Source organism: Gangjinia marincola, assembly GCF_039523415.1.
In the GTDB taxonomy this organism is placed as follows: Bacteria; Bacteroidota; Bacteroidia; order Flavobacteriales; family Flavobacteriaceae; genus Gangjinia; species Gangjinia marincola.
Map to the genome: position 1 here is coordinate 137,629 of NZ_BAAAFG010000016.1, position 26,987 is coordinate 164,615.

At 39.3% G+C, this 26,987-nt stretch carries 26 protein-coding genes; 8 read left to right on the forward strand and 18 right to left on the reverse strand.

All coding sequences use genetic code 11. The annotated features are described in order from the left end of the window. Window positions 1-9: 9 nt before the first annotated feature. The 7 genes from ABD000_RS11505 to ABD000_RS11535 are packed head-to-tail and all read right to left on the reverse strand — an operon-like array spanning window position 10 to window position 10,341. Window positions 10-2,214, reverse strand: a complete 2,205-nt coding sequence (locus ABD000_RS11505) for a DEAD/DEAH box helicase family protein (RefSeq protein WP_343767631.1) — start codon at window positions 2,212-2,214, stop codon at window positions 10-12. Further along, window positions 2,207-3,364: a cysteine desulfurase family protein gene (locus ABD000_RS11510; RefSeq protein ID WP_343767634.1), complete on the reverse strand. Its 1,158-nt coding sequence runs from the start codon at window positions 3,362-3,364 to the stop codon at window positions 2,207-2,209. Before ABD000_RS11510 ends, ABD000_RS11505 begins: the two co-directional genes overlap by 8 nt. Continuing rightward, complete coding sequence (locus tag ABD000_RS11515; RefSeq protein ID WP_343767637.1) at window positions 3,361-4,596, reverse strand: DNA sulfur modification protein DndB; 1,236 nt, start codon at window positions 4,594-4,596, stop codon at window positions 3,361-3,363. The genes ABD000_RS11510 and ABD000_RS11515 overlap by 4 nt, the downstream gene beginning before the upstream one ends. Further along, the gene (locus tag ABD000_RS11520; RefSeq protein WP_130962954.1) at window positions 4,596-5,123 is read right to left on the reverse strand and encodes a GIY-YIG nuclease family protein; all 528 of its coding nucleotides are present in this window, start codon (window positions 5,121-5,123) and stop codon (window positions 4,596-4,598) included. Before ABD000_RS11520 ends, ABD000_RS11515 begins: the two co-directional genes overlap by 1 nt. Before the next feature lie 19 nt (window positions 5,124-5,142). Then, complete coding sequence (locus tag ABD000_RS11525; protein WP_343767647.1) at window positions 5,143-6,246, reverse strand: phosphoadenosine phosphosulfate reductase domain-containing protein; 1,104 nt, start codon at window positions 6,244-6,246, stop codon at window positions 5,143-5,145. Continuing rightward, on the reverse strand, window positions 6,243-9,461 hold the full coding sequence (locus ABD000_RS11530) for a hypothetical protein (RefSeq protein ID WP_343767650.1): 3,219 nt from the start codon (window positions 9,459-9,461) through the stop codon (window positions 6,243-6,245). Before ABD000_RS11530 ends, ABD000_RS11525 begins: the two co-directional genes overlap by 4 nt. After that, complete coding sequence (locus tag ABD000_RS11535) at window positions 9,451-10,341, reverse strand: DUF4007 family protein (protein WP_343767653.1); 891 nt, start codon at window positions 10,339-10,341, stop codon at window positions 9,451-9,453. The genes ABD000_RS11530 and ABD000_RS11535 overlap by 11 nt, the downstream gene beginning before the upstream one ends. 591 nt (window positions 10,342-10,932) lie before the next feature. On the opposite strand from ABD000_RS11535, the gene ABD000_RS11540 reads away from it, so the two are divergent. After that, the gene (locus ABD000_RS11540) at window positions 10,933-11,214 is read left to right on the forward strand and encodes a GreA/GreB family elongation factor (RefSeq protein ID WP_343767656.1); all 282 of its coding nucleotides are present in this window, start codon (window positions 10,933-10,935) and stop codon (window positions 11,212-11,214) included. A 95-nt stretch (window positions 11,215-11,309) separates the two neighbouring features. Beyond that, a complete protein-coding gene (locus ABD000_RS11545) occupies window positions 11,310-12,017 on the forward strand; it encodes a TrkA C-terminal domain-containing protein (RefSeq protein ID WP_343767659.1) in 708 nt (235 codons plus the stop codon). A gap of 453 nt (window positions 12,018-12,470) precedes the next feature. Here ABD000_RS11545 and ABD000_RS11550 read toward each other — a convergent pair whose 3' ends face one another. From ABD000_RS11550 to ABD000_RS11570, 5 genes are all read right to left on the reverse strand, one after another. Beyond that, window positions 12,471-14,198 carry an FAD/NAD(P)-binding protein gene (locus ABD000_RS11550; RefSeq protein WP_343767661.1) on the reverse strand — a complete coding sequence of 576 codons (1,728 nt, stop codon included), beginning with the start codon at window positions 14,196-14,198 and terminating at the stop codon, window positions 12,471-12,473. A 26-nt stretch (window positions 14,199-14,224) separates the two neighbouring features. Next, on the reverse strand, window positions 14,225-15,628 hold the full coding sequence (locus ABD000_RS11555) for a DASH family cryptochrome (protein ID WP_343767663.1): 1,404 nt from the start codon (window positions 15,626-15,628) through the stop codon (window positions 14,225-14,227). Between the two features lie 9 nt (window positions 15,629-15,637). Next, on the reverse strand, window positions 15,638-17,125 hold the full coding sequence (locus ABD000_RS11560) for an FAD-binding domain-containing protein (RefSeq protein WP_343767666.1): 1,488 nt from the start codon (window positions 17,123-17,125) through the stop codon (window positions 15,638-15,640). Between the two features lie 23 nt (window positions 17,126-17,148). Next, window positions 17,149-17,271: a hypothetical protein gene (locus ABD000_RS11565; protein WP_343767669.1), complete on the reverse strand. Its 123-nt coding sequence runs from the start codon at window positions 17,269-17,271 to the stop codon at window positions 17,149-17,151. A 108-nt stretch (window positions 17,272-17,379) separates the two neighbouring features. Continuing rightward, on the reverse strand, window positions 17,380-17,904 hold the full coding sequence (locus ABD000_RS11570) for a DUF421 domain-containing protein (RefSeq protein WP_343767671.1): 525 nt from the start codon (window positions 17,902-17,904) through the stop codon (window positions 17,380-17,382). A gap of 227 nt (window positions 17,905-18,131) precedes the next feature. On the opposite strand from ABD000_RS11570, the gene ABD000_RS11575 reads away from it, so the two are divergent. The 6 genes from ABD000_RS11575 (at window position 18,132) to ABD000_RS11600 (ending at window position 22,527) form a co-directional block, all read left to right on the forward strand. Next, a complete protein-coding gene (locus ABD000_RS11575; protein WP_343767673.1) occupies window positions 18,132-18,551 on the forward strand; it encodes an HYC_CC_PP family protein in 420 nt (139 codons plus the stop codon). A gap of 52 nt (window positions 18,552-18,603) precedes the next feature. After that, the gene (locus ABD000_RS11580; protein ID WP_343767675.1) at window positions 18,604-19,368 is read left to right on the forward strand and encodes a hypothetical protein; all 765 of its coding nucleotides are present in this window, start codon (window positions 18,604-18,606) and stop codon (window positions 19,366-19,368) included. Between the two features lie 15 nt (window positions 19,369-19,383). Continuing rightward, the gene (locus ABD000_RS11585) at window positions 19,384-20,007 is read left to right on the forward strand and encodes a heavy-metal-associated domain-containing protein (RefSeq protein WP_343767677.1); all 624 of its coding nucleotides are present in this window, start codon (window positions 19,384-19,386) and stop codon (window positions 20,005-20,007) included. Next, a complete protein-coding gene (locus ABD000_RS11590) occupies window positions 19,991-20,845 on the forward strand; it encodes an NHL repeat-containing protein (RefSeq protein ID WP_343767680.1) in 855 nt (284 codons plus the stop codon). The genes ABD000_RS11585 and ABD000_RS11590 overlap by 17 nt, the downstream gene beginning before the upstream one ends. Window positions 20,846-20,920: 75 nt before the next feature. Further along, a complete protein-coding gene (locus tag ABD000_RS11595; protein WP_343768882.1) occupies window positions 20,921-21,670 on the forward strand; it encodes a heavy metal translocating P-type ATPase in 750 nt (249 codons plus the stop codon). After that, window positions 21,667-22,527 (forward strand): alpha/beta hydrolase, encoded by an 861-nt coding sequence (locus tag ABD000_RS11600; RefSeq protein ID WP_343767682.1) that lies wholly within the window; start codon window positions 21,667-21,669, stop codon window positions 22,525-22,527. Before ABD000_RS11595 ends, ABD000_RS11600 begins: the two co-directional genes overlap by 4 nt. A gap of 1 nt (window position 22,528) precedes the next feature. Here the strand turns inward: ABD000_RS11600 and ABD000_RS11605 are convergent, their stop codons facing one another. From ABD000_RS11605 to ABD000_RS11630, 6 genes are all read right to left on the reverse strand, one after another. Beyond that, complete coding sequence (locus ABD000_RS11605) at window positions 22,529-23,017, reverse strand: Riean_0653 family protein (protein WP_343767684.1); 489 nt, start codon at window positions 23,015-23,017, stop codon at window positions 22,529-22,531. A 69-nt stretch (window positions 23,018-23,086) separates the two neighbouring features. Continuing rightward, complete coding sequence (gene trxA / locus ABD000_RS11610; protein WP_343767686.1) at window positions 23,087-23,383, reverse strand: thioredoxin; 297 nt, start codon at window positions 23,381-23,383, stop codon at window positions 23,087-23,089. Between the two features lie 34 nt (window positions 23,384-23,417). After that, complete coding sequence (locus ABD000_RS11615; protein ID WP_343767688.1) at window positions 23,418-24,077, reverse strand: carboxypeptidase-like regulatory domain-containing protein; 660 nt, start codon at window positions 24,075-24,077, stop codon at window positions 23,418-23,420. A gap of 445 nt (window positions 24,078-24,522) precedes the next feature. After that, a complete protein-coding gene (locus ABD000_RS11620) occupies window positions 24,523-24,813 on the reverse strand; it encodes a chaperone modulator CbpM (RefSeq protein ID WP_343767690.1) in 291 nt (96 codons plus the stop codon). 2 nt (window positions 24,814-24,815) lie between these two features. Continuing rightward, on the reverse strand, window positions 24,816-25,727 hold the full coding sequence (locus tag ABD000_RS11625) for a DnaJ C-terminal domain-containing protein (protein WP_343767693.1): 912 nt from the start codon (window positions 25,725-25,727) through the stop codon (window positions 24,816-24,818). A gap of 88 nt (window positions 25,728-25,815) precedes the next feature. Beyond that, on the reverse strand, window positions 25,816-26,979 hold the full coding sequence (locus tag ABD000_RS11630; protein ID WP_343767696.1) for a DUF3095 family protein: 1,164 nt from the start codon (window positions 26,977-26,979) through the stop codon (window positions 25,816-25,818). Window positions 26,980-26,987: the final 8 nt, after the last annotated feature.

Below are 26,987 nucleotides of genomic sequence, written 5' to 3' on the forward strand. Positions count from 1 at the left end.
AGAGTTATTTTATATATCGTTCAGATTCAAACTATAATAGTCCAAAATATTCTTTAATGTTTTGTAAGTGTCAGACTTATTCATAGCAAGATTAGCGAAATCAACAACTCTCTCTAGTTCTTTCCTTACCAATCCTTTTTCCATCTCAAAAGTATTTTCTTCAGAACCAACCTCTGGGACTACTACTAGATCGTGAATTGTTGCGTGGGTTTTATTATAGTGCAAGCGTAAAACTCTTCCTCTACGTTGAATGAACTGTCTTGGGTTTCCGGTACTAGCGCAAAATACTGCCAACTCGGAACGAGGGACATCTACACCTTCGTCTAAACACTTCATTGACGTTAATACGTGAACATTCCCAGATTCAAAATTCTTCAATATGTTTTCGCGATTAATCGAGTTAGCAGTGAATTGCTTAACCATAATAGATTCGTCCGTTTGGCTTACAGCTTTAGTATATTCATTTATCAATCTATTTTCATCTTCCGTTTCAGTGCTAAAATCCACATTTTCAAAATTTGATTCTACACCTTCTGGTACATACACCAGTGTATATTTTAGATCTTTGCGCTTATCATATTCATTGATTATTATATTTTTAAAAGCTTCGAGTTTATTTGCTGCTTTGTGAATGATGCGTTTTCTTTGAAGAAGTAACCTCTCGATTTCAGGACTGCTTTTAAACGCACCCGTTTCTTTATCAAACATTCCCATTCTTAGTAATTGTAAGGATAATTTCCTATACTCCTCTAATTCCCGATCTGTGAGTTTAACCACGTGTGGGTAATACGTATAACTGCACAACCAACCTATTTTTAGAGCTTCTTCCATAGAATATGAAACTATGTAAGGCGGTTTGTCATTGAAAAAATCTTGAATGGCTGTATTTCCAAGTTCGTCGAATTTTCTACGTGGTGTAGCGGATAATCCTATTCTCTTTTCTAAATGTATAGTCGGTAAAATTTTTAAAAGGCCTTGTGAACCCAAATTATGGGTCTCATCTGCAATTAAGATAGTGTCATCAGGAAGTTGGGTGAAGTAGCTCTGAAATTTCTTTCTCGGTAAGGATGCATATGTAACAATGACAATAAAAGATGTATCAATAAGTTTTGACGCTGTGTTGAAGAAAGCAAGATTATTATCCCAATTTTCCTTAGAACTTACAGTAATGATATTTTTGAAGTTAAACTTAGCACATTCTTTTTTCCATTGTTCTACTAGTGCGGTTGTGGGTACGGTTATAATGGCTCTATAAACGTTTGTTTCTTTATATTCGTTTAATAAACAGTTAAGAGATGTAATTGTTTTTCCCGTCCCTGTCGCCATCGCAAAAATTCCCTTGTAATTATTGTCAACCCATTTTTTATACGCATTAATCTGATATTCTCTAGGGCCTTCCTTATAAGGAAATTTAGGTGTTCTGCGAATGATGTCGATTTGATTGAAAAGTTTTGTAATCGTTCGTTTTAGTTTAGGATTTGAGATGAGACTTCTCTTCTTTTTTAAGAGTTGTTCTTCTTGAACAAGTAGTTCATTGATATCCTTTTTACCAAACTTATCCTTAAGTACAACTTCTATATCATCAACGGGAATATACTCTACGTCTTCATCCTTTTCAGAAAAATAAGCATCAATCAGTTTCCGCTGTTTTCGTATCAAGGTATTTGATCGTCCATTTTCCCAGCTTAGAAAAGCTTCGAGTTCCTCTAAATTCTCAGATAATCCATAAAGGGTGAAATTGCAGGATGCCTTGTAACCTACCGAATCTTGCCCATCACTAAAAATTCCAGACTTATAATGCGCTATTCCTTTTCCATTTTTTGGTTTGATCACTTTGATTTCTATTCTCTTTTCAGAAATGAGAAAAGTTAAACACTCAAAAAAATGAGTATCATATTCATCCAACACTTTTCCCAAAGAAACTACATCCATTAAATCAAAAACCTTTCCTTGAGGTTCAGTATCTGCTTTTGTTATCGCTTCTTTGTCTTTTGAAGAAAGCAAATGGTTTATAACCATTTTCATTTTACCACCTTTACTGATGAAGGTGGCAAAGCCAACTGAAAGCAGGTTGATAGCAGAAGAACTGAAATAGCCTAGTAGTAGGTTAAACTCATTACTATTGGCCAACCCATCTAAGTAAAATTGTAGCGGTTCATTTTCAGAATCTGTTTTATAGTCTCGATCTTTTGACCATTCGCAGTCTTTAAGCATATTTTGATTGAGGTTCAGTTAGTTTTTTTATGGTTTCCACAACTAGTTTGACATCCTCAATTGTATTATATTTTCCGAGTGAAAAACGCAAAGAAGCGAGTGCGTCATCATCACTAAGCCCCATCGATTTGAGCACGTGAGAAGGTTCAAAAACAGCTGATGAACAAGCAGAACCATTCGAAACTGCAATGGTCTTCATTCTACCAATTAGTACATTGGCATCTTGACCTTTGAAACAAATATTAGTTGTATTATAAATTCTTTTAGTTAAATCACCATTCAGTGATGTTTGGCCTATTTTCACCAATTCATATTCCAAGGTATCTCTTAATTCAGAAACTAGAGCGCGATTTTCTATCATTTCTTGGCTAGAGATTTCACAGGCTTTCGCTAAAGCAATAATCCCAGGAACATTCAATGTTCCACTTCTCAAACCAATTTCGTGACCACCACCGTGTGTCTGAGGTGTAAGATTTACCGTTTTATCACTTCTTCGTATAAATAGAGCACCAATGCCTTTTGGGGCATACATCTTGTGTCCGCTGAAGCAGAGTAGGTCTATACCTAATTCCTGAACATCAACTTCAATTTTACCCAGCGCTTGTGTTGCGTCTGTCATAAATAAAGCTCCTTTCTCGTGAACTATCTCAGCAATTTTTTTGATCGGTTGAATGACTCCTGTTTCGTTATTGACGAACATAACCGAAACAAGAATGGTATCCGTCCTAATGGATTCTTCTAAGAGATCTAAACAAAGTAGACCATTTTCTTTAATAGGTAGAAAAGTTACCTCGAACCCTTTTCTTTCCAAATCTTTGCAAGTGTCTAGAACTGCCTTATGTTCGGTCGAAACAGTAATGATGTGGTTACCTTTGTTATTATAGCTTTCTGCTATTCCTTTAAGAGCAATGTTGATTGCTTCCGTAGCCCCACTAGTAAAGATTAGTTCACTGGATTCTGAATTTATAAAATGAGCGATTTGACTTCTAGCTTGTTTTACTCTTTTATTTATGATTTGACCAAAATGATGGGTACTGCTTGAGTTACCAAAATTATCTTTTAGATAAGGTAGCATTGCATCTAGTACCCTCGGATCGATTGGGGTAGTCGAATTGTAGTCTAGGTACGATATGTTTTGTTTTTGACTCAATCGATTTCTTGTAAAACATTATCTAAATCCTGTTCGTAGGAAATTTTAGAGGCATATCCTTCTTTCAGCCTTTGCAACTCATTTCCTTGAATTAATTCTCTATCATATAGGTAAATCAATAGCAAATAGGTCAACGAAGTAGAATTCATCAACATTCTTTTTGCAATAGGGTTCCAAACAACATAATGCCAAGGTTTACTATCGATGTTAAAATTGATGTCATTAAACCTCTCTAAAATCTCATCAAATGATTTTTCTTCTCTTTTATAGATTGTTAAGCACGCTTTGATAAATGGTATTAAGCCAATTGGACGGAAAAGAAGATTTCCTCCTATTTCACTATTTCTAAAAGGCGCGGCAGCATTCACTTCTAGGTTTAGGTAGTCCGATATAAATGAAAGATTATTTTTAAACGCATCCCAATACTGAATGCAAAAGGCTTTAAATTCTTCAATTTCTTCGTCAGATGGTCTAAATTTGAGATATTCAGCAACCTTACTTTTAGTTGGTTTTTTATTGAATTTGTTTTGAAAATAAACATTAAACAACTCAACATTAGCTTGATACAAAGTTATTATAGAAGTTATTGCTTCCTTGTTACTATTGGGTATTGCCTTTTGCTTTGCATAAACCACTCTTTTGTCGGTAAATAAATCATATTCTTCTAACATATATCTAGTTACTATTGCTACAGAGTCATCTTCGTCTAACGCAATAATATCATCCAATTTCACTGGTTTTGCATATCGATTCAAAGTTGTAAATAATCTTCTTGTTCGTTGTTTTCCTTCCGGATCATTTTTATGACCAATGAAAATTGCAGCTATTTGATGAGTCTTGAATTCAGGGTTCTCTATTAAGGCCGCTTTAATGCCTTCTACTCGATGTTGACCATCAACTGGAAAAATTTTATGATTACTTGGAAAATCTAGCAAGCCCATTTTATAGGTTTCCATATCATCATATTTAAACTCAATTTCCTGCCAATCGGGATAATCGTCGTAAACTGCTAGCACAAGGGAATTGAAAAAGACAGAAGGTTGATTGAGAATATAACTTTTAATGCTCAAAAAATTATTCGTAATACTTCTCTGAATCAGATCTTTAAGGGAATCTGATTTATGCAATTGCTCATCAATTTTTGAGACATACATACTCACTTGTTCAAAAGTCAAGGTGGTTACATAATAATCCCAATCTCCCATTTTGGATTTTAGTGCAGGTATTTTCATTATTGGAATGCTTTTATTGCCTGTTTAACTTCGGTATCAGGAATTTCAGTATTCATAGGTAAGAGTAATGAGTTTATGAATTGATTTTCAATACTAATCACATCCTCGTTGTCGTCTAACGGAAAATAAGCTAAATGCAAATCATTCTTCCAATAATTGAACATTCTGGTTAGTTTTGGCCTTTCGTTGTTCTTACTATATTTCTGAAAATATTCTTTCACTCGTTTTCTAAGATTTTGATTTTCTGTTATTTGCGCTCTTCCAACATACAGGGGATATTCGGTTATTCCAGAAATTATATTACATTTTACATAAAACATATAAAGTCCACCTTTATCATTTGGAACATCAAGAACACCACCATCAAAATCATCTGCATTTTCATTCAAGTACTTTATTTTTATCCAATTCTCAAATTTCAAGTCAAAATCAGCACAAGTAAATTTCTTCCACAGCTCTCCGTGAAGTTTGTACTCGACTTTTCTTAACTCTACTTCTTCTCCTAAAGAAAATGCGCTGCCTGTCATAGTGCTAAAAACATATTATCTAGATGAAACAAGCTGCACATCCTTCATCCTCGTCATCTCCCAAAATATCTACCAAATAGGGGGATTTCACTTTGGATTTTCTTTCCATCCTTTTGATATATTCCTCTTTTATCTTCTCAATTCTTTCAGGCTGTATTAATTCTTCTAAACTTTCGTTTTGTCCCCACGTATACCCATCTTTCTCATACTCCATTGCCTTCTTATATAGTTCAGGGTGTTGTTCATATAACCAAACCCATTCTATTTTTTGTTGGAAGAAGCAGAAGAAACACCCTGAACGGCTTCTCGCATATTCGCCTTTTTTGCCATTAATTTCAAATTCAATCTTATTATAATAGGCAGGTACACCAACACCACTTTCTTCTAATATTCTAAAAATATCAGCCTTAATCAATATTTCGTCATTTTCTATAAGTGGAAATGCCTCTTCTTTTGCTAGAGGATAATCTGTTGTTTTTAAGAAGTCGAAAACTAAGTGATTAAAGGCTTTAACATTTGAGTCTAACAATGTGTTGAGTTTCTGATCAAGAGTAAAGTCAGGGGTTATTTTTCTGGACAAAACCTGATGTACTTTTTCTTGACTTTGACCGAAATCTGTATTTTTAAATATCGGAATTAGTTGCTCTATATTTTGGTTTGAAAGCATCTTTGTCATTACATCCTTACTCCAAATATTCTTGCGAAAAGGAAATATTGACTGAATATTGTTTTTAGTAGAGATATAACCTTCTCTTTCTTCATCACCCCTGATACCTACGTATGAAACTACTGGATCATCACCAACATAATTTTCAAAAGGTGCTAATTTCAATTGTTTAGTACACCAGCGTGCATTGGATGAAGGCAAAAAACCACCATACATTTTTAAAAAATGATCGAATGGGTCCTCTGAACTTTTTCCTGCTCCTTGTAAAAGATTAATTTTTATGCCAAGATAGACTTCTAAGTTTCTAATTAGTTGGTACGTTTCCTCCAATTCCTTTCCAGTATCGCAAGAGTAAAATTCTAGGTCTATGGATGGATATTTTGTCTTTACGTAAATTGCCAGAGCAGCACTGTCTTTTCCTCCTGATATACCTAATACGTGTCTTATTTTGCTCATTTTAATAATTCTTTCAGCAGATTCAATACCGCTGCTATGTTTGAAGTATTGTCTTCGCCCAGTTTATTTTTTAATTCTTCTTTCAATTGCTCAATCTCTTTGCTCTTACTTTTAGGCATTCTGACAACCTTGGGGTCAATCTTGCTGAAGAACGAATCAATTTTAACGCCAATTACTTCCTCTTTACTCTCATCAATATCAGTTTTGGAAATTTTCGTCAAGCTATCTAAATCTAAAATCATTGACTTAAACTTCTCATAGAGTAAAACTTCATCTTCATCGGAAAACCTTTCAAGGGTTTTTCCCATTATAGACTGTCCTATGGAATTTAACCAAGCCTTTTTGTCATCCAATGGCGAGTCAAGACGCTGAATAAATGATTTTTGATTGTTTAAAAGCATATGCTTTTTTAAACCTGAAAATCGTTTTTGAAGATATTCTCTGTACTCCTCAAATTCAATTTTCTCACCAACAAACTCATTTATAATGAACTCCTCGAATCTATTAAGAAGGCCGTCATAAGCTGTTCTTAATTCTTTAACTGCATTTTGAAGATTTACTGTGTAATTTTGAAGTTTTGACTTGTCCTTTTGCAAAGTGCTTAAAGTAATTCCTAGAGCACCAGGAAAGGCTTCAAAGAACGTTTTCTCAGGATCTTTACTGTTCGCAATAGCTTTACGTATTTTCTTTGCCGAAGAAGATAATCTCTTGGTATTTTTACTGTATTCTGGTAATTGTTTGTAGAAAACAATGAATGGCTTAATAGTTTCGATAAACGATTCGTTATCAAACTTTTCTTGAGTTCCAATGTTTAGAAAAATACGATAGCTATTGAAAATATCTAACTTAACACCTTCTATATCAAAGGATTTTATTGAATATTTTTCCGGGTATTTAGCGATTAACTCAAGATTTTCTTCGGAAAGATCTGGTATATAGCTATCATCGTTAAAAATTGCAAAATCATCTCGTTTTAGAAAGAGAAAAGTAGGAATCCAAAAGTCAATAAATCCTTGTTTAAGTTTAAAAGGTCTTTTTTCGAGCATATCAACCAATTCGGAAATTTTGAGTTGTTCAGATTTGGCGCTTTCTAGAAAGTCCTCGGAAGCTCTCCATAGTTTATTGAACGAAGAGTATTTGTCGACGTGTACAACACCTGTTTTGTTTTCTCTTATCGGTGATATTCCGTTTTCTTTTAAAAGTGACAGATAAATGGTTTTTTCCGGTGGAAATTTAGAATCTTCAAAACCCAAGTTATCCTGATCCCAGCAATTCGTTAAGGCCCTAAAATAATTTCTTTTGGCTGTATGAATAGATGAAGAAATTTTATGCTTATTAACCAATTCATTTTTAAATAGAGGTGTTGCGTCATAAACCAAACTGCAAACTTGAGAAAGTAATTTATTAAAGTCCTTTTTATCGGCAATAGTTTTTTCCTCACCATTGAAGTACCATTTTACATCTTTGCCTCCTGAATAAATGCTGTCCGTTATATAGTGGTTGAGCAATCTTATTTGCGATTCTACAATGTTTTCAAGCTCCCTCTTTGCAACCTTGTCATCTTTGTTTTCTTCTATTACTTTCTGAATTTTTTCTATCTCAAATAACAAATTTTTTATCTCGCTAGAATTGTTGAAAAAACAATAAATTATAGCTTCTTCTTGAAGTTTAGACTTATTTTTAACATCACTCTCTTTCAGCTTACTATTAAAAACAAGATTTACGAAACCATCAACTTCTCCTAAGGGTATTTCTTGAATAGGGTAATCTGAAATAACAAACTCAAAATACCTTGGGGTGCCGGTTGTAAAAGAGTATTGCTTTGCAAATACAGGACTAAAGTGGAAATGCTTGTTTAAGAGCGTGGTGATGTCAACAACTTCTGAAATTTTATTTCCTGCTTCTATCAATGCATTTTGGATATCCAAATCCGTTCCCTCGAACAATATAAATCGTTTCGAATGTTCACGGTAACGAATAATATTCTTCGTTTCGAGATTTTTAATGACATTTTTCGAATCGATTATGCCACAAGCAATGTTCAAGTAATCAATTAAAAAATTGAAATCTAAAATTGAACCGCTAGCTGAAAAAATATTCAAAAGACCTATAACTTTTACAGTCTTGATATAGTTATTAATATCAAGGTCAAATGCTCTTTCTACTTCCTCAATTGCGGAACGGATAGAACCCCAAGAAGAAAAATCTGGATTATACCTTGATGTTAGAAATGAATAAAAATTAAAATTCAAATAGTCATAAACATTTGATAAATTGTAAAATGGATTTTCACGCTTATCAAATTTTGATAGACCGGTATGGTCTGAGGATTCAAGAAAGGAAAATAACGATCTTTCGTTTTGACCATATCTTTGTAGAGAAAGTGTCAGAATGTTTGCTGAAAGAATATCCAAAGGATATAACTTTGAAGCAATATCTTTGAGGAAATCCTTATTGAAGTTGAAAGCTTTAGTTTCGGTTGTCAACGTCAAGCACTTCTCGATATCTTTAGCCGATGAATTGGTATCGAATTTTTCAACAAGATATTCTGATGCTAAATACAACAGTTGTTCAACTGGCTCATTAAAAGTGATTTCACGAAAACGACCTTTAATCTTAGTCCATTCTTGTTGCTGTGTTTTACTTAACGAATAAGCATAAGATTCTAAACTTTGGTGAACCGTCGTTATAAGAACAATATTGTGTTCTGGATTGTTACAAAATTCAGCAAGCTGTTGAACAAAATACAATTCCCTCTCGGGATTATTTCTCGTAGCATATTCCAAAAATTTCCCAAACTCATCAATCAAAATAAATATGACCTTATTCTGGTAACCTAATGAATGATATCTATTGAATATTTCAGAAAGAATATTTTCTTGCTGATTTTTTTGAGACGCAATATCAAATGCGTCTGCAAATCGTTCTATTATAGACGAGTAAGAGCCTATTATTTTAACAAAATCTATATTAGGGTTGCTAATAAAATTAGGGTCAAAATAACGTCTTTCTCCTTTTACACTTTGTTCAAATGCTAAAAGAAAAGATGACTTCCCTGTACCATAAGTTCCCACTATATTAAAAGAACGAATACCTTTTTTAAAATCATTAACTACTTGGCTAACAACTTGTTTTGCATTTGGTGTTGGGATATAATTAAAATCCCTGTCAGTATCTCTAATGATATTAACCGATGTCGTGAAATTATTTGCCATAATATTTATCTAATACCTTGAATGCTTCAACCTTATTTTTGAACTGTAACTCTTTTATTCCCGCTTGATCTGTAAAAGTTATTCCGTCAAATTCACTAACTATTTCAGAAATTTTATTCATCAAACCCAAACGATTCAGCGCAAAAATTGAACCCGGGCTATTGATATTAAACTCTAAGGAATTTAAACTGATGGAATTTCCGTAATCTGCATTTTCAAGAATTGCATATAGTACAACGTATTCAGATAGATTATCTCTTTCGCTATTCTCGATGTAGAATTGCTCATCTTTTCCTTTTCCTGCTGTACTTAGCAGTTCAATTTCTGATAGTATTCCTGAAAAACTATCTTCTATGTTTTTTCCTTTAGATTCATTTTTATACAAATTCGTAAAGACATTAAAGTCTTTAGCCACAGTATTTTCATTGAAATTCAGATCACTTTCACTCTCAGCAATTCTCTTCAAATAGTTGACATATGTTTCTTTGTTAAAGAAAAGTTTTTCTTTTCTGAACTCATTGAAAATAATGCTATAAATAGAAGCAAATCCAGTTTTTACTAGATTAAAATGTAAAAGCCATAAACTTGCTTCATCTTCCAAAAAAGGGTCATAACCGATCTCATTGTCAAAAAGTCTCTTTCCAAATTCCGTCGGAAAATCATTATTATCCACAATGTTGAATGCCTTTAGCCAAAAACGTATTGAAGAAACCATATTTTTACCAACTCCAAGCTGAACAACAGCGTCTTCATCACTAAATTTTTTATTCTCAACTACGTAATCATACCCCTTTTTCAGCCACAGCTGTCGACAATGAAAAGAATCGTGTCCTGAAAAAACATACTTTTTAATTTCTGATTTCCTCAAAATTATTTGCATCTGAATTTTATAAAAATCAAAATAACTAATAAATGTTTAAGTCGATTATTAAATCGTGAAAAATTATAATTCCATTTTAAACAAAAAATAAAATTTTTGTTGTCAAATACACATTTCTTTATTGTACAATTCTAGAATAAATTGGTGTGATTAGAAAATACTCTCTGGAATTACGCATTTAAATACTCCGCTTTTTCTCGGCGATATATCTATATCAGTAAAAAACTATATTAAAATTATTTTATTTTTTAGTCACCAATATTAAAAAATAATACCATTAGCCCTTTAATATCAAATTCACACCAACTTTTACCACTCCCTTAAGACCTCCTCCTACTTCTTCTACGTATATTTCGAATAGAAAATAACGCTATGAGCAGAGGATTTGTCAAAGAAGATGATCAGGAAGAAGCCCCGCTGATTCCGCCCCGGGCTTCCCTCCCTCCCGGAGTCACCAACTATGTGACCCCCCACGGGCTGGAACTCCTGCAAGAGGAACTCCGCTCCCTGGATGATGCCATTCACCACCTTAACGAACCCGATGAACGCGAACGTCGCCGCGCCCTGGCACAATTGAATGGTAAACGCAACTTGCTGCTGAAACGCATCCAGTCTGCCCGGGTACTCACCCATGAGCAGACTCCGCCGGACATTCGCTTTGGTGCGCATATCACCTATACCGTAGATGCCAACCCTACACCCATCACCATCCAGATTGTAGGCGTAGATGAAGCCAGCGTACCTCAACAAAAGATCGCCTTTACCGCACCCATCGCTAAAGCCCTGATTGGTAAAAAACCCGGAGAACAGGTTGCCCTTGAATTAGGAGGTACCACGCGCCAGCTTAAGGTGCTGGAGGTAACGTATTCCTAAAACAGCACATGCGCTATCCTACCTTTCTTCTTTATTTGAAATACCGTACAATTTGCTAAGAAACTGTATTTTTATCTGGTCTTAATCTTTTGCCTATGATTGCTGCTGTTACTTTATTTCTCATTGTATCCCTTTCTGCACTCATCACCAAAATTGCCGCGATTGCCTTGGTACATACCGGACTCTCCACCGAAAGTGCGAAGTTTCAAGCCAGATCAGCCTATACCGGTACCGGCATGAGCACCGAAGAAACCGAAAGCATCATGAACCATCCCGTTCGCCGTAAGATCATCTATAACCTGATGCTGATTGGAAATGCCGGAATCGTCACCATGATGTCCTCCTTGATCCTCACCTTTGTCCTGCCCGATACCACCGCCTCCAGGCTCTACGGACTCCTCATCATTGTGGTGGGCATGGTGGTGCTTTGGCTGGCCGTAAAAAGTGCCTGGGTGGACCGCGGACTTTCCCGCATCATCAACCGCTTATTAAAACGTTACACTGATTTAGAGATTCATGATTATGCGTCGGTATTGCGGCTCAAAGATGACTTTCAGATCATTGAAGCGACCATCGACAAAGATAGCTGGATGAGTCAGCGTACACTGTTAGAACTCAACCTGCGCGAATATGGCATCACCATTTTAGGCGTGTACCGCAGCGCTGAGGGTTACTTTGGATCCCCTACCGGAACCTTTAAACTCCTGCCCCACGACCAGATTACCATCTACGGCAAAACCACCGGAATCGAACGTTTGTATAATCATGAAGTCACCGGGGAGACTTTAGTAGGTAGTGAGTAGCTGTTAGCTGTTAGTTGTTAGTTGTTAGCTGTTAGGTAGTAGTTTGTAGGTTCATGGTTATTGGTTATTGATCATTGGTTATTGATCATTGGTTATTGATCATTGATTATTGACTATTGGATATTGATCATTGGTTATTCCTTCGACATAGCCTGTGCTGAGCATAGCCGAAGTACTCAGGATGACAGGTGATTGGTTTGTGGTTTGTGGTTTGTGGTTTGTGGTTTGTGGTTTGTGGTTTGTGGTTTGTGGTTTGTGGTTTGTGGTTTGTGGTTTAAAGTTCTATATATTGATTTCTAATTTCTAAGCTCTAGGTTCTAGCTAATAACGATGAGCGATGAGCGAAAGAAAAGAGAGAAGAGAAAAGAGAGGATTTGACATAAACTTTAGTCTTACTCCCTTGTACTTCGTACCTTCCTTCTTGTACCTACTCTCCAACCCTCACCCTCACCCTCATACCCCATCCCTCATCCCTAATTCCTCATCCCTAGTCTTACCTCTAGCGAGTACTGCTTTTGCCATTCGGGGGATTTCTCGATTAAAGCATTCTAAAATTGCATCAGTTCCTAAGACATTGCCTTTAGCAATTCTGCCCAGTGCATACAGCGGAACGTCTTCTTTCCCCACCACCTGAGCAGTAGCTAGCGTTTCTATGCCCAATCCTTCATGCACCGCTTGTACATAGCCTGAAGCAAACAACTGCCTGATCAAAGGATCGCTGCAGTGTTGCATGTCAGGTGCGTTTAGTACAGAATTAATCAAAATGGAAGCCTTCACCGTCTTATTCCCTTTATTAAGTTCCCAGCCGCCGGATACGCGTTTGAGTTCCGGATCATCCAAAAAAGCGGCGGCGATAAGGTTTTGCCGAATCAGTTCGTGCACCTGTAATAAACTTTCTACCGGTGGTCCGTAGGTGTATCGTTTCATAAACTCATCCAGATCGATCAGGGCTGCTAATGCCGCAGCTGATATAGGCGAATGATCAAACTGCTCGTACAAAAACGGGTGTAGTTGCCTCCACACCTGACCCGCAACATAGTCCAGGGTAAACGCCGAGTTTCCTCGTGCCATCTCAATGCATTTTTTAAGGTAGTGCTGCGCCGATAGGTTAGGATCTGTAAACAGGTGGTTATTTGCAGGCAAGCTTCGCTGATCCCACCAGGTCAACAACTGGGCAGCGATTTCTTTGGGGTCGTTTGCGGCATGTAGTTTTACATATACCGAAGCGACCAAAGAAGCGGTGGGCCCGGTAAAATCTTCTAAGGTAAACGCTTCGGCCAAAGTCTCTATGTCTTTACGTAGCCCTTCTTTATACGCGCTAAGCAAAGCCTCTGGCGGAGTAAATTGATCATCAATCGCTTTGCCTAAAGGTTTGGCAACACAGGGCAATCCGTCGTTACTAAACGGAATGAGCTGAGCCGGTTCTTTGCCAGAGAATTGATACCTTAGGGATTCCCCTTCTTTAACAAAGCTGCCTCCCTTGGCACTACTAAGCTTGCGCATCACATCAATCATGGTTAAGCCATAGCCAATCACAATCACGTTTTGATCCTGAACCTCCATATCCATGATGGAAGGCGCATAGGGATCATCGATGTAAATGGCCTGCTCTTTTTTGGCATGCTGAATGTGTAAACGGGTTCGCTCTTCTTTTTCCAGCGGTAAATGCCCCATGGTGAGCACACAGGCCGCGACGGTATAGGTTGACTCATCACCGGCTACTAAGGTTATCTCAGGCGCCTTCCAATCCAGCTGGACAATCTCTTTTTGAATAAAATCCACCACCTGATGATCCATCAAAATATCCATGATGCTTTGTGCGCGTTTAAACAGATACCTCCCCATTTGCTTACGGGGCGGATAGGCGTCTTTAGCGGTGTCCTTATCTATGGCCACGCCTTGCTCCTTACACCACTGCGTATAATTAGGAAAAGCCGGAATGGTGATACCCTTGAAATCTAGCTGTTCCCGTCCGGGAAGGTCTTGTAACGCACGATCTGAAATATTGATCCTATTGGTATCGGGCTGCTGGATATCCCAGGCACTTCCTGTCGCCCAGACGTCACTGGGATCAAACATTAAAATTTTCAGCGCTGTTAGGTTGGATTGACTCGCTTCTACTATAAGTTGTTCTAAAGAAGATAGTCCTCGCGGGCCAAATCCTATAATGGCGATGTTCATAGGTATAGTTAGGTTACGCCGGGGGATTATTCCACCCCTGCGGCAGTTTTAATTTTATTTATGGCTCTGGTCCATTTGGAATACACCGCGATTGGGGACGGATAATCTGCCGGGGGCGGGTCCATTTCCCACGGGATATAGATCAATTCATCTTCTACGGGAGCAAGCTCAGGAATATAAGTCTGAATAAACTCCTTTGCCTTGTATTTTAAACTCTGATTCACCGGGTTGGTATACCAAATCTCATAAGCCTGTACGTGCCAGTTCATCCAGTTGGCGCTCACATCATAGTCAATTAAGTGCGATTCAAAGTACGCCGCTCCCCAGGTCCAGTCTATTTTTAGATCGTGAATCAAATAACTGGAGCAGTTTACGCGCCCGCGGTTACTCATAAATCCGGTGTGGTTCAATTGACGCATGTGCGCATCGATGAATGGGATCCCGGTTTGACCCTCGCACCATCGCTTAAAATAGGTGGTGTTATTTTCAAACTCAAGGGTTCTCTTTGTGTAGCCCTGGGTGGTAAAGATCGCCGAACCCATGCGCATTCCCTTAAACGTAAAAAAATCCCGCCACACTACTTCAAACACCAACCACCAGGTACTGATGTTCTTTTTAACCTGCTGCTCATAGTCCTTCACCTTCCAATAGACCGTACGCGGTGATAAGGCTCCCAGCGCAAAGTACGCCGAAAGTTTACTGCTAAAATCCATCCCTAGGGAACGATTTCGGGTCCATTTATAGCTGGTGAGTAATTCGGTTTCAAAGGTATAATACGCCAGGCGTTCTAATGCGGCATCCTCCCCACCGGGAAGGTAGGGGGTTACTTTTTTGTCCCGTTCTAATCCCAGTGCTTCGGGTGTGGGGAGGTCTGTAGGGAGTTCAGCCTCAATGACCCTGATCTGTTGAGGCACTTCATACATCTTACGCACCCCTGCTTTTTTGGTGGTGTTGATTCTAAAGGCCTTACTCGTTTTTGGGATATCTTCAATCGCATAAGGCAGATCGGCTTTATGGTACAGGGTCTTCCCCCACACCTGGATCAGCTCTACGTTTTTTGGAATGGCTTGCTGCACCTGTTGGAGGACCTGGATTTCTTCGGAAGCATACGCTTCTTCGGTATAGATACGTTCAATCCCATACTCCTCTACCAGCCGGGGTAAGATTTCTTCAGGCAGTCCTACCTGAATATAGAGCTTACCTCCCAAAGCTGTGATGTTTGCCTGAAGGTTCTGCAGGGTTGCTGCTAAAAAAAGAAAACGCTTGTATCCGGCTTTTTTAAAGCCATATGGAGTGTCTTGCCAATGCCGCGGATCAAATATATAAATCGGCAATATAGAATCAGATTCATGAAGCGCTTTGGTTAGCGTTTCATTGTCTAACAAGCGTAAGTCATTCTTAAACCAAAGTAAGCTACGGGTTGCCTTCATGAGAGGGAATTAAATTCTAACGGCATCATCGGTTTGCGAAGGTCGTCTTATGGTGTGTGTTGCTAAAATGCGCAGGCGTTCTTTTTTGGCTAATGCCGTTTTACGCTGCCCGTAGAGCCATTTTAGGGCATGGGCTCTGGTGGCTTTGATGTCTACAATCCGCTCCGGATAATCCCGCCCCAGGCTAAAGCCGTATAACTCCTCTTCCATCGGGGTGACCTTCCAGGGTTCTATGGCGAGGTGAGCGGGGAGGTTTTTAAGCTCAGGCACCCAGGTTTTGATAAATACTGCTTCAGGATCATGATCCAATGCATTTTTGGTGGGATTATACACCCGTACCGTATTGGTACCGGTTAATCCTGCCTGCATTTGAAACTGCCCGTAGTGAATGCCCGGTTCAAAATCCAAGAATTGCCTCGCCAGCCATGCGCTGCCGGTGGTAAAATGCTGAAATAAATGATGCGTTAAAAACGAGGTGATCATCGCCCGCATGCGAAAGTTGATATAGCCGGTAGCGGCTACGCAACGCACCGATGCGTCTACCAATGGATAGCCGGTATTTCCCGTGGTCCAGGCAGTGACAAAAGCTTCGTTATAGGGCTGGGGAATGGACATCAAGCCGCGGTTAATGGCTTCAACTTCCATGCGTGGTTCTTGTTCAAACTTTTGAATAAAATGACTTTGCCAGCGTAATCTGGAGCCAAAGGCCACCAACTGACGTTTATGCGCAGAGGTTTTGCGACGGCGTTCCACCTCCTGATACAATTCTCTGATAGAACATACTCCCCAGGAAATATAGGGAGACAGCCTGCTGCACCCGTATTGACTTTGTTCTGGTTTAGAGATAAAGTCGCTGTAAAATTCCAGACGTTCTTCAAAAAAACTGTTGTGGTACTCCAGATAGGATTCCCTCCCTCCTCGCTGAAACGAATGCTCTGGCGTGGTCAGTTCAAAGGTTTTAAAAGTTTTGGTAAAATAATCGATTGTGGTGGGATCTACTGCCACTCCGGTATCCACTACTTCGGCTAAGGGAGCTTTCATGTAGGTGTACCAAGACTTCCGCCAGTGATCCCGATTTGAAATGGCGCGTAATACGCCGTTATTTTGAACTTCTTTCCAAGTAATATTACGTTGTTTGCAGGCTTCCGCGAAAGCGATATCACGGGTGTAGGTAATGTCCAGCCCGGTTTCTTTAGTACTGTAAATGCACTCGATTTCATGGTCTTGTGCGACACGTGCTAAAAAAGGAACCGCCTCTTCTTCTACCGTAACCAGGTGATGTCCCCAGTGGTCCAAAGCGGTTTTTAATGAACGAAGAGACTCCTTGACAAAGTAGGCATGCCGATCAGCGTAATGAGGATCCTGCCAAATGTGTGGTTCATACAGGTATACGCAAAGTACCGGATTGCCCGAAGAACATGCTGCCTGCAGGGCTTCATGATCTACTACCCGCAGATCCCGTTTAAACCACATGATGGAAAGAGGCGTTGATGACATGAGGACTGATGTGTTAGGAGGATCTATTCTTCATCTTCCTCATACCCCGGAAGAAATTCTTCTTTAAACGAACGGTCATTTTTTATCCAATCGTAGGCGTAATACGCAATTTGTGCAATGGTAAGTACTCTAAATAAGGTTTTCATGGTGTTTAATTTTACTACAAGGTACTTTTATCTATCTAAGGTCAAGATGATATTACCGAACATTAACGCCACGGTGTTAAAAACTGTTATCGGGGTTTAACCTATCGTTTACTTGCGTCGCACACCCTCTAACAAATCATCGTTTAGGGATTTGTTTTCATTGGTATGTAAGACCGACATGTCTCCCGTACTTTCAAGCACCACCGCCTGAACCTCACTAAACTCCAATACATTGGCTTCTCGTAGTTTCGCAATCAAATCTGTCTTACCAATGTTGGCACTTTTTAGGTTATCGTAGAGAATTTCGCCGTCTTCCATGAGTAATAGCGGCGTGTTGGTAGCAAAGCTTCTAAACCATTTCATTTTTCTAACCAACAGAGAGAACAAGGTTTGGAAGGCGATGATCCCACTTAGCGCGACAGCTCCTTTTACGATGGACTCCTCTGGGTGCAGAATGATCGCCCCCAAAATGGTCCCGACGGCAATGGTAGAGGCAAAATCAAAACTGGACATCTTGGCAAAGGTGCGCAATCCTGAAATTCGGGTAATGGTGATCATCACAATAAATATGGCAATGATAGATAAGGCTACTTTGAGCAGTGGTGAATCGGCATCGTATATCCAATCAAACATAAGGCGGGTTATTAGGTGAATCCTAAAGATACGTTCTGTAGGTGAATTCAAATGACGTAGGCTGCGATAGGATGCAGAATAAATGGATTAAGGGTAAAATCTATTGGATTTTCTTGGCCTCCTCATTGTAATGAACGTTGATTAAATACTGACCGTCTATCGTGATTTTAAGCCTTGTAAGCAATATCTTCGCGTAATTGTTTGCACTTTTTCGTATCTTTGCACCAGTGAAAAAAGTCGCTCAACATATCACAGCTGGTTTACTGGCGCTTTTGGTGCTGTTTTCTTCGGTATCTTTTACCGTAGACATGCATTATTGTGGTGGTCATTTGGTGGATCTGGCGATCAATCATGAGGCCGAAAGTTGCAGCATGGAGCAACTTTTTGACCATCCTTCCGAAGGGCTGCAAGCTCTCATGTCATCCTGTTGTAAGGATAAGCAGATTACTATGATCGGTGAGGATCATGAAGTGCCCTCTTTTTCCGCAGAAAAAGACCTTGATGTACCCGTTCATGCCATCACTCATTCATATCTGTATGATGCTACGATGATCCGCTTAGATCAGGTCATCCCTTTCAATGCAGAATATCCTCCGCCTTTGCCGCAAAGGCCACTATTTATCCTTTACGAGTCCTACCTGATTTGATTAAACGTACACTTGTTATCTAACACTTGTTACACGTTTAATTCAATACCTTATGAAAACAATTTATTGGTGTCTATGCAGTCTACTGCTAACCACTTCACTTTGGTCCCAGGGACCCCCCATTACCGCTGATAAACCTATTATGCTGGGTGGCGGTAGTTTTACCGTAAAAACCCTGACTGAAATCAGGCGTACCGAACGCATGAACGCAACTTATATTCCTGTCATGCTTCATTATTTGCCTACTGCCAATTCACTGGTGGCGGTGCATCTTCCTTACCTGCATTATAACATTGCAGGAACAGAAGAAGATATATTGGCCGATATCAAAGTACTGGGAAAATACCAGTTTTATCGCAAGGATGGCACGGGTAAAACCTTTAGAATGGTGGCTAAAACCCTACAGAGTATCCCCACAGGAGATAAGGTCGATATCATTGGCTTAAGTACAGGCTTCTACGAAAGCTATTTTGGCATAGTTGCTGGATATGAAAGTCTTAAGTACGGGATATCGACTGAAATGGGATACAATCTGGTGCCAGATGGTACACAAGACGAATTTAGGGTAAAAGGTGGATTTGGACTCCCCTTATTAAAACCCCAATATCCCAACAAGCAGGTCAATCTCTTTTTTGAATACACCAGCAGTTTATTCCCAGAGCGGGATTGGTATCAATTACTATACGCGCAGGGGGTACAATATGCCCGTAAGAACATCACCTTTGATTTGGCCATCCAATGGCCCTTAACTCAGGATGTTGATGAGGGCAGAGAATTTTTAACCAGTGTGTTTTTAGGCACACGCTTTACATTTTAATTTAATTTACACAAGATGAAATATATAATAGTCATAATGGCAGCCGTACTACTGGGAGTAGCACCTGCACACGCACAAAAAGAACGGGATCAATTTATGGTACAGGTAGACGGTTTAGGCTGTCCATTTTGCGCCTATGGTCTGGAAAAGAAGTTCAAAGAATTTAAAGGCATCAAAGATGTCAAGATTGATATCGAAACCGGGGATTTTTCTTTTTCGTATCCTTCGGAAAAGGCTTTGACCCTAGAAGCGGTCGAACAACAAGTGATTAAAGCCGGATATACGCCCATGAGCGGAAAGGTCACCCGTGCCGACGGAAGCGTTCAAGAAATGAATGGAACCGTTGCCGTTGCCGAAGGTGATGCTGCCCTTACAAATGCAAGCTTTAAGGTTGGTGGGAAATGTGGCATGTGTGAAAACCGTATCCTAAAAGCGGTAAGCACCATTGAGGGAGCTTTTGATGCCTCTTGGGATCAAGATTCTAAGCAATTTATGGTGAAGTATGACGCCTCAAAAACCTCTGAAAAGGAGATTCAGCAGACCATTGCGAAAGCAGGTCATGATACGCCTATGTTTAAAGCAAAAGATGATGTATATACGAACCTTCCACCCTGTTGTAATTATGAACGTTTACAGTAAGCTAGCTAAAACCGCTATCCTTGCAGCAGGGATAGTGGCTTTTATAGGATGTCAAGAAGAAAAGGTCTTTCAACCCTGGCAGCCGGATAACGTGATTTCACTTGATGAGGTGAGTCCGCTGGGAATTACTGCCGTAGGAGATGACCTGTGGGTATCTGATAGTGATCGCAATCAATTGGTTAAGATTGATGAGAACGGCAAAACCCTAGCAACCATTGGCGGATTTGATCGCCCCATGCACATAGCTACCGATGGGGATCATATTATTGTACCTCAATATGGAAATGATGAGATCAGTCGTGTTGCCTTAACTAGTAAACAGATCAATAACGTAGATCTTGCATTTGGGAATGAACAGCAAAACGATAGCCTGGATGCGCCGGCCGGAGTATGGAAAGAAGGGAACGAATTGGCGATCGCCGACTTTTATAATCACCGGTTTTTATATAAAAATGCTCAAGATCAGTGGTTGATCATTGGGCAACAAGGTAAAAAAGATGGGGAGTTTTACTACCCTACCGATATCCAGTTGACCACCGATAGGATTATTGTGGCAGATGCCTATAATCATCGGGTACAAGTATTTGATAAACAAGGCAATCACCTCAACACCATTGGAGTTGAACAAAACATGAATGCTGCAACCGGTATCTGGATGGCAGAAAAGGAACTCTACGTAACTGACTTTGAAAATGATCGGGTATTGGTTTTTGATCTGGACGGAAAAGTAATCCAAGAGTTTACCGGGATTGAAAAACCTACCGATATCATCATCCATAAGGCTAAGCTTTACATCACCAGTTACCGTGGTGGAAAACTGCACGTGTTTAAGGGATAAAAGCGCTGATACATTCATTTTAATCTTAATGGTAACTTTAAACTATCGTATAGTAGAATTGATAAAATGAAGAAAATGATAAACACCTATCATATACAAGGCATGACCTGCAATGGTTGCCGTACCGATGTTGAACAACGATTGAATGCGGTTGAAGGAGTGACTAAAGCGCAAGTTGTTTTAGAAACTGAAGAAGCCACTATTACGATGGATTCGCATATCGCTACAGAAAAACTTCAGCAGGCATTACCTAAAAAATACACCATCACGCAGAAGCAGGAAGTAACGCCAAAATCTGAAATACCATCATCTAGCCCGGTGTTAGCTCAAGAAGAAAAATCCAAGCTTTCTCAATTAGCGCCGCTCTTGCTCATTTTGTTCTACATTGCTTCGGCCAGTATCTTGATGCATAGAGAGGAGTGGGGCCTTACGGAGATCATGTTGGATTTTATGGGACTTTTTTACATTGTCTTTAGCTTTTTTAAATTACTGGATCTAAAAGGATTCCCGGATAGTTTTAGGATGTACGATCCACTGGCCAAACGCGTTCCCGTTTATGCTAAGATTTATCCATTCATAGAATCAGCACTGGGACTCATGTTTTTATTTAGGTTCGAACTGTTGATTGCCCTTATTGCTACTATTCTCATCTTAGGAATAACTACAATAGGAGTTACCAAAACACTTTTGGATAAAAAATCCATTCAGTGTGCCTGCTTGGGTACAGCGCTCAAACTCCCCATGACCGAAGCAACTTTTATTGAAAATGCCATTATGATTGTGATGGCGGGAATCATGTTAGTTCAATACTTTAACCTTGTATGAAAATCAACATCAAATTGCTTAGAAACAGCGCTCTCGTATTGGGAGTGCTGTTTGTATTTGGCTGCGCCGGAAAAAGCTATAAAAACATCGACTATTTAGCTAACAGTGATATTCCTGCTACCTACAAGCTTGAAGAAGAACACCTCCCTAGCCTGAATGTGTTTGCCCCCCCAAAAGCCGAGAATGCTCCCGTCATCATTTTTGTACACGGTGGGAACTGGAACAGCGGCAAAAAAGAAACCTACTGGTTTTTAGGCCGAAACTTTGCCAAAAAAGACATCGTCACCGTGATTCCCGGGTATACCCTGAGTCCGCGTGTGAATTGTGAGGTAATGGCAAAAGAAATTGCCGAAGCTGTGCACTGGACCAAAGAAAACATTGCTCAATACGGAGGTGATCCAGAACAAATCTATGTAATGGGGCATAGTGCCGGCGGACATCTGGTCGCATTAATAAGCACCAATCCCACGTATCTAAAAAATCCCTCGGAGTATATTAAAGGTGTGATCTTGAATGATGCTGCAAAGTTGGACGCCTATAGCTTGCTACAGATCGATCCACCAACAGCTAAGTTCGATTATGCCACTACCTGGACGACCAGCCCAACCGAATGGAAAAACGCCTCACCCATCTATTATCTCGATGAGGAGACGCCTACAATGAAAGTCTATATTGGCACCGAAACTTACAAATCTATCCTATTTTATAATAAAGCGTTCTTGGAAGAACTCCGCCAGTACCAACCTGATGCTGAAGGCATTTACTTAGACAAAAAACATGTGCCAATGATGTCCCAGTTTGTTTGGCCGTGGAATGATCGCTACAAGGAGATTGTTGAGTTTATAGAATCTAATTAGTCTATATATCGGTGTGTGTGACAGAAAAACTACCGTTGGTAACGGTATATACCGCTCCGCCATTTACCGCAGGCTCTGACACAAAATTAAAGGTGCCAGAAATTCTTCGGTTTTGAATGTCATTTTCGGTGATGGTGATGCTTCCACTATCGGCAAACCCATCATCATCGGCATCGTTAGACGTTGGTGGCGAATAGTATCCTTGAACAAACGCCTGGTCGTCGTCAAACCATTCGTATGTACCCGGGACAATATCCACCGGTACAAAAATCTGAATTTGCTCTGCCGTGTTTCCCATGGCTCCCGTAATGATAACCGTATTTATAGATGTAGTGTTAAACGCTGAAACAAAGGGCGGGTCGTAATCTTCGCCGTCAACTACAGCAAAAAAGGTGTCATTTGAAGGATTGCCGGGATCGTTGTCATCATCGTTATTACAAGAAATCAGTGAAATAGCAACTAAGAGTAAAAGTGTAAGGGATTTTTTCATGAGTATTAAAATTTAGTTTCCCTTTGATGGGTAAGTAACTAAAAAGTTAACACCTCCTGAATAATTTCTTTACTGCTGCTGAATGATCTGCTTTAGTTGGTCTTTTTGAACCAAGCCTGATTGCCTCCAAACTTGTTTGCCTTCTTTAAACAGGATCATGGTGGGCACTCCTCTCACCTGGTATTGACCCGCCAGAGGCTGGTTTTTATCCACATCGACTTTGACAATTTTCACGTCATCGCCTAATTCATCTTTGACTTGTTTTAAAATCGGCGCCAGCGCTTTACAGGGGCCACACCAATCGGCGTAAAAGTCAACCAATACAGTAGGTGCGCTGGATATGATGGTGGAGAACGATGATTTCATGGTTTTATGGTTTGAATAATTCTGAAACTAAACGTTAATTTTTAATTTTTTCTACCACCAAACCACCCAATACTACAATTTGTTCTTTCATTTTTAAGTTATACATTATCCTTCTTTTCTTAAGATCGATATGCTCCGTTTTAAAGCCTTGAAAAGAAAAAGTTAATTTGTAATTTTTCTCATATGCTTTAAGAGGAATATCAAAGGTAAACTCCCCATTTTCATTGCTTATGACTCCTTTTCGCAACTCTGAGACGATAATATTGACGCCAGGTAACTCCAAACCATCTTTTGAGGTGACTTTACCCTTTATTTTTATGAAATCTTCTTTAGAAGTATTAGAGTAGTTGAATGTTTTTAAAGAATCAATTGTAATATGTTCTTGTTCTTTAGGATTTGATTGCGCATGTAAGGGTTGGCATAGGGCTAACAATGTAAATGTTCCAACGAGTAATCCGGTCAAATTTAAACCTGCATTCATTGGTCGATGATAAGATTGATTTAGTTGTATATCATTAATCTTAGCACAAATATTCTTGTTTTTTGAAATAATCTGATTGATTTCTGAAACACTTAATCTTGTAAAATCAAACACTTCTTTTTCACAGCTTAAGCAAAATTTCCCATCAGAACTTGGCGACATATCATTCCAAGTTTCAGGACAAGGTTCAGGTATTGACAATTTATATTTCATAAGTACATCTAAAAATACAAATAAAATTATAAGTATTGGGAAAGTTATCAGGAGCCTAATTATATATTTCTAAATTCAAAAATGAAATGCTACTACCCATTACCCAATCCTTATATATGCACGCAAAGTCGCTAGGGCGCAAAGTATTCTCTAAAACTGAAAACCATCAACTCACGACTCACAGACTCAGGGCTCTAAGTCTTGTTGACAGTCGCAATCAGCAGTTTTCAGTATTACCTTTTTGTTGGCAGCAATAATAACCCAATAACAAATAACTTAATAACTAGTCTTCAATTGCGGTCTGAAGTTTTCAGTTGTTGTTCAATATCCGTATTAAGGAATAGAATAATAACTAATCCATTAGTGCTCCTGCCTAAAACACTCACCTCTCATCAACTCATCACTCATCAACTCATCCCAACTACCAACTACCTACTACCTAACTTTACTCAAACCTCCCTAACCTGCGCTTTAGCAAGGTCACCTCCTCCTGCAAATTCTGAATCTTATCCAACAGGTTATGAATCACATCTAAGCCTTCTGGAGTAAAATTGAATTCGCGCTGCAGGCGAACGATTTTTTCTAATTTAGGCAATTCCTGATAAGCGATATAGTAGGATTCTTCTTCATACCGGGCATCAATCAAGTCAATCTCATTGAGTTGCATTACAAACTGCTCTTCTACGTCGTAAGTAGAACAAAATTCTTTAAGGGTAATGTAAACGGTGGTGTCCATGGCTAGAGGTTTGTTTTGGCGAGTTGTTCGACTATTTTTTTCTGTTCTGCCGTAAGGGTTTTTGGTAACTTGACCTGATAGGTGATGTACAAATCTCCGTAGGCATCTTTTTGTTTATATTTTGGCAATCCTTTACCGGAAAGCTTAACTTGTTTTCCATTTGGAGTAGCTTGTGCCAACTTGAGTTTCACCTTACCGCTGAGGGTATCGACCGTCATTTCTCCCCCCAATACCATTGTAGTCAGTGGAACTTCATAGGTTTTATAGAGATTACTGCCCTCACGTTTAAAAGCTGTATTATTTAAGATTTGAAAAGTGATGTAAAGATCTCCCTTGGGTCCGCCGTTGACGCCTTCACCTCCATAACCGGCGATTTTAATGGTTTGCCCGTCTTCAATCCCGGCAGGAATGGTAATTCTAATTTTCTTCCCATTTACCGTTAAGGTTTGCTTATGCGTTTCTAAAACATCTGTCAAGTTAAGCTGAAGCGAGGCGTTAAAATCCTGTCCGCGGAAGCCTTGTGAAGAGCTTCTACCAAAACCTGCTCCCCCGCCGGCGCCACCAAACATTTGAGAAAAGAAATCTGAAAAATCTTCGGCTCCACCTTCGCTGTAGGTATAGCCTCCAAAACCTCTTCCGGCGTGTTGTTGCTGCTGTTGAGCTTTTTTGGCTTTCTCAAATTCCTCGGCATGTTGCCAGTCTTTGCCGTACTCGTCGTATTTTTTCCGCTTGACGGGATCGTTCAGCACCTCATGCGCCTCATTAATTTCTTTAAATTTCTTTTCGGCATCAGCATCTCCGGGATTCAAGTCGGGATGATACTTACGGGCAAGTTTGCGGTAGGCTTTTTTAATGTCGTCTTGAGAAGCACTTTTTGCAATGCCCAGAGTCTTATAGTAATCGATAAATTCCATATATGCAATTGTATAGGGAAGATAAAGAACACCTGGTCGATACCTGTGCGTTTTTAGAATATTTTAGTAGCAAAAAAGACTTTTTTAGCTAAGCCTTAGCAGAAAATTTTTCTTTGAGCATCTTAGCGGCAGTTGTATATCCTCCTTGATTGCCATCTACAAAATGAATGTGTTGATCCACCCTATCTTCTACGTAACATGACATGATCGAAGCGTTGGTTATGTGCATGCCATAAATGATATGTTGTGCAGACTCCCGGTCATTTAAAAATTTCTCTAGCGCATTGACCTGGGGCGGAGTTCCCACAATGACCATATTAATTAATCCATCTAACATAATGGTGTCTGAACGTTTCGAAACGCTGTTTAGATAATTCTTTCCCTCTTTAGAAATTGAAAAATACATCGGCCCGAAAAGATTCAACATCCAATATTGGAGAATGCTTAACCATTTATGCTCTCCCACCCTCATATAAAATTCACGCTGAATTCGTTGCCAGGAGAGATCCAATTTAAGCTTAGCTACTGAAATTGGATTCCGCATTTCATGATTCCCAAAAATCTCTTCGATACGATATAAAATCTCGCTGTATACTTGGGATTGCCTGCTTTCATCCATACAATCAATTAAAAGACAGATTACTTTTTTAGATTCTTCATCTGGTAGGATTTGATTCCACCGGCATTCAAAGCCTTCCAGGTTAGGTTTTTTTCCTATAAATCGATCGGCTTCCTCTAAGACAAAATTATCTTTAATATGTCGCTCTGCATACTTTAAGCCTGATCCCACTACCACAGGAATGGTGAGCTGTTCAGTTACGTTTGCTTTTGCGATCTTAAGTGTTTTCTCCTCGCGGTATACTTCTTCTACCAATAAACTCCCCGTATATAACGTAAGATTAAGGCTTTGCTGAATGTGGTTTCGGTAAACGGCAAGCGCATCTAAGACACTATCATGCAAAACTGGCGGAATGATAAAGGTGACACCATCCCCACCAAAGAAATACGGAATCTCATGAGCTGGATCATTTTGCTTCACTTCATTTAGGACACTTACAATGCTACCAGTAGCTGCCATGTTTACATCATTGTGCAATCCACGCTCTATTGCCTTAGTGCTATTTTGAACATCTGCAATAACTATAAACCAATCGCCCGGTACCTTAGAAAAAAGACCATCATTGCCTACTAATTGCGCGAGTGGAATAGCATGATTAATCAATTTGCGGTAAAAGGTACTTGAATAGTTCAAAAGAATGC

Excerpts from the sequence above, each read along its gene's own strand:
- ABD000_RS11595 (WP_343768882.1), top strand. The coding sequence starts at position 20,921 with ATGATAAACACCTATCATATACAAGGCATGACCTGCAATGGTTGCCGT.
- ABD000_RS11530 (WP_343767650.1), bottom strand. The coding sequence starts at position 9,461 with ATGGCAAATAATTTCACGACATCGGTTAATATCATTAGAGATACTGAC.
- ABD000_RS11620 (WP_343767690.1), bottom strand. The coding sequence starts at position 24,813 with ATGGACACCACCGTTTACATTACCCTTAAAGAATTTTGTTCTACTTAC.
- ABD000_RS11585 (WP_343767677.1), top strand. The coding sequence starts at position 19,384 with ATGAAATATATAATAGTCATAATGGCAGCCGTACTACTGGGAGTAGCA.
- ABD000_RS11605 (WP_343767684.1), bottom strand. The coding sequence starts at position 23,017 with ATGAAAAAATCCCTTACACTTTTACTCTTAGTTGCTATTTCACTGATT.
- ABD000_RS11590 (WP_343767680.1), top strand. The coding sequence starts at position 19,991 with ATGAACGTTTACAGTAAGCTAGCTAAAACCGCTATCCTTGCAGCAGGG.
- ABD000_RS11535 (WP_343767653.1), bottom strand. The coding sequence starts at position 10,341 with ATGCAAATAATTTTGAGGAAATCAGAAATTAAAAAGTATGTTTTTTCA.
- ABD000_RS11520 (WP_130962954.1), bottom strand. The coding sequence starts at position 5,123 with ATGACAGGCAGCGCATTTTCTTTAGGAGAAGAAGTAGAGTTAAGAAAA.
- ABD000_RS11600 (WP_343767682.1), top strand. The coding sequence starts at position 21,667 with ATGAAAATCAACATCAAATTGCTTAGAAACAGCGCTCTCGTATTGGGA.
- ABD000_RS11580 (WP_343767675.1), top strand. The coding sequence starts at position 18,604 with ATGAAAACAATTTATTGGTGTCTATGCAGTCTACTGCTAACCACTTCA.
- ABD000_RS11555 (WP_343767663.1), bottom strand. The coding sequence starts at position 15,628 with ATGAAGGCAACCCGTAGCTTACTTTGGTTTAAGAATGACTTACGCTTG.
- ABD000_RS11565 (WP_343767669.1), bottom strand. The coding sequence starts at position 17,271 with ATGAAAACCTTATTTAGAGTACTTACCATTGCACAAATTGCGTATTAC.
- trxA (WP_343767686.1), bottom strand. The coding sequence starts at position 23,383 with ATGAAATCATCGTTCTCCACCATCATATCCAGCGCACCTACTGTATTG.
- ABD000_RS11505 (WP_343767631.1), bottom strand. The coding sequence starts at position 2,214 with ATGCTTAAAGACTGCGAATGGTCAAAAGATCGAGACTATAAAACAGAT.
- ABD000_RS11625 (WP_343767693.1), bottom strand. The coding sequence starts at position 25,727 with ATGGAATTTATCGATTACTATAAGACTCTGGGCATTGCAAAAAGTGCT.
- ABD000_RS11570 (WP_343767671.1), bottom strand. The coding sequence starts at position 17,904 with ATGTTTGATTGGATATACGATGCCGATTCACCACTGCTCAAAGTAGCC.
- ABD000_RS11550 (WP_343767661.1), bottom strand. The coding sequence starts at position 14,198 with ATGAACATCGCCATTATAGGATTTGGCCCGCGAGGACTATCTTCTTTA.
- ABD000_RS11560 (WP_343767666.1), bottom strand. The coding sequence starts at position 17,125 with ATGTCATCAACGCCTCTTTCCATCATGTGGTTTAAACGGGATCTGCGG.
- ABD000_RS11515 (WP_343767637.1), bottom strand. The coding sequence starts at position 4,596 with ATGAAAATACCTGCACTAAAATCCAAAATGGGAGATTGGGATTATTAT.
- ABD000_RS11615 (WP_343767688.1), bottom strand. The coding sequence starts at position 24,077 with ATGAAATATAAATTGTCAATACCTGAACCTTGTCCTGAAACTTGGAAT.
- ABD000_RS11545 (WP_343767659.1), top strand. The coding sequence starts at position 11,310 with ATGATTGCTGCTGTTACTTTATTTCTCATTGTATCCCTTTCTGCACTC.
- ABD000_RS11525 (WP_343767647.1), bottom strand. The coding sequence starts at position 6,246 with ATGAGCAAAATAAGACACGTATTAGGTATATCAGGAGGAAAAGACAGT.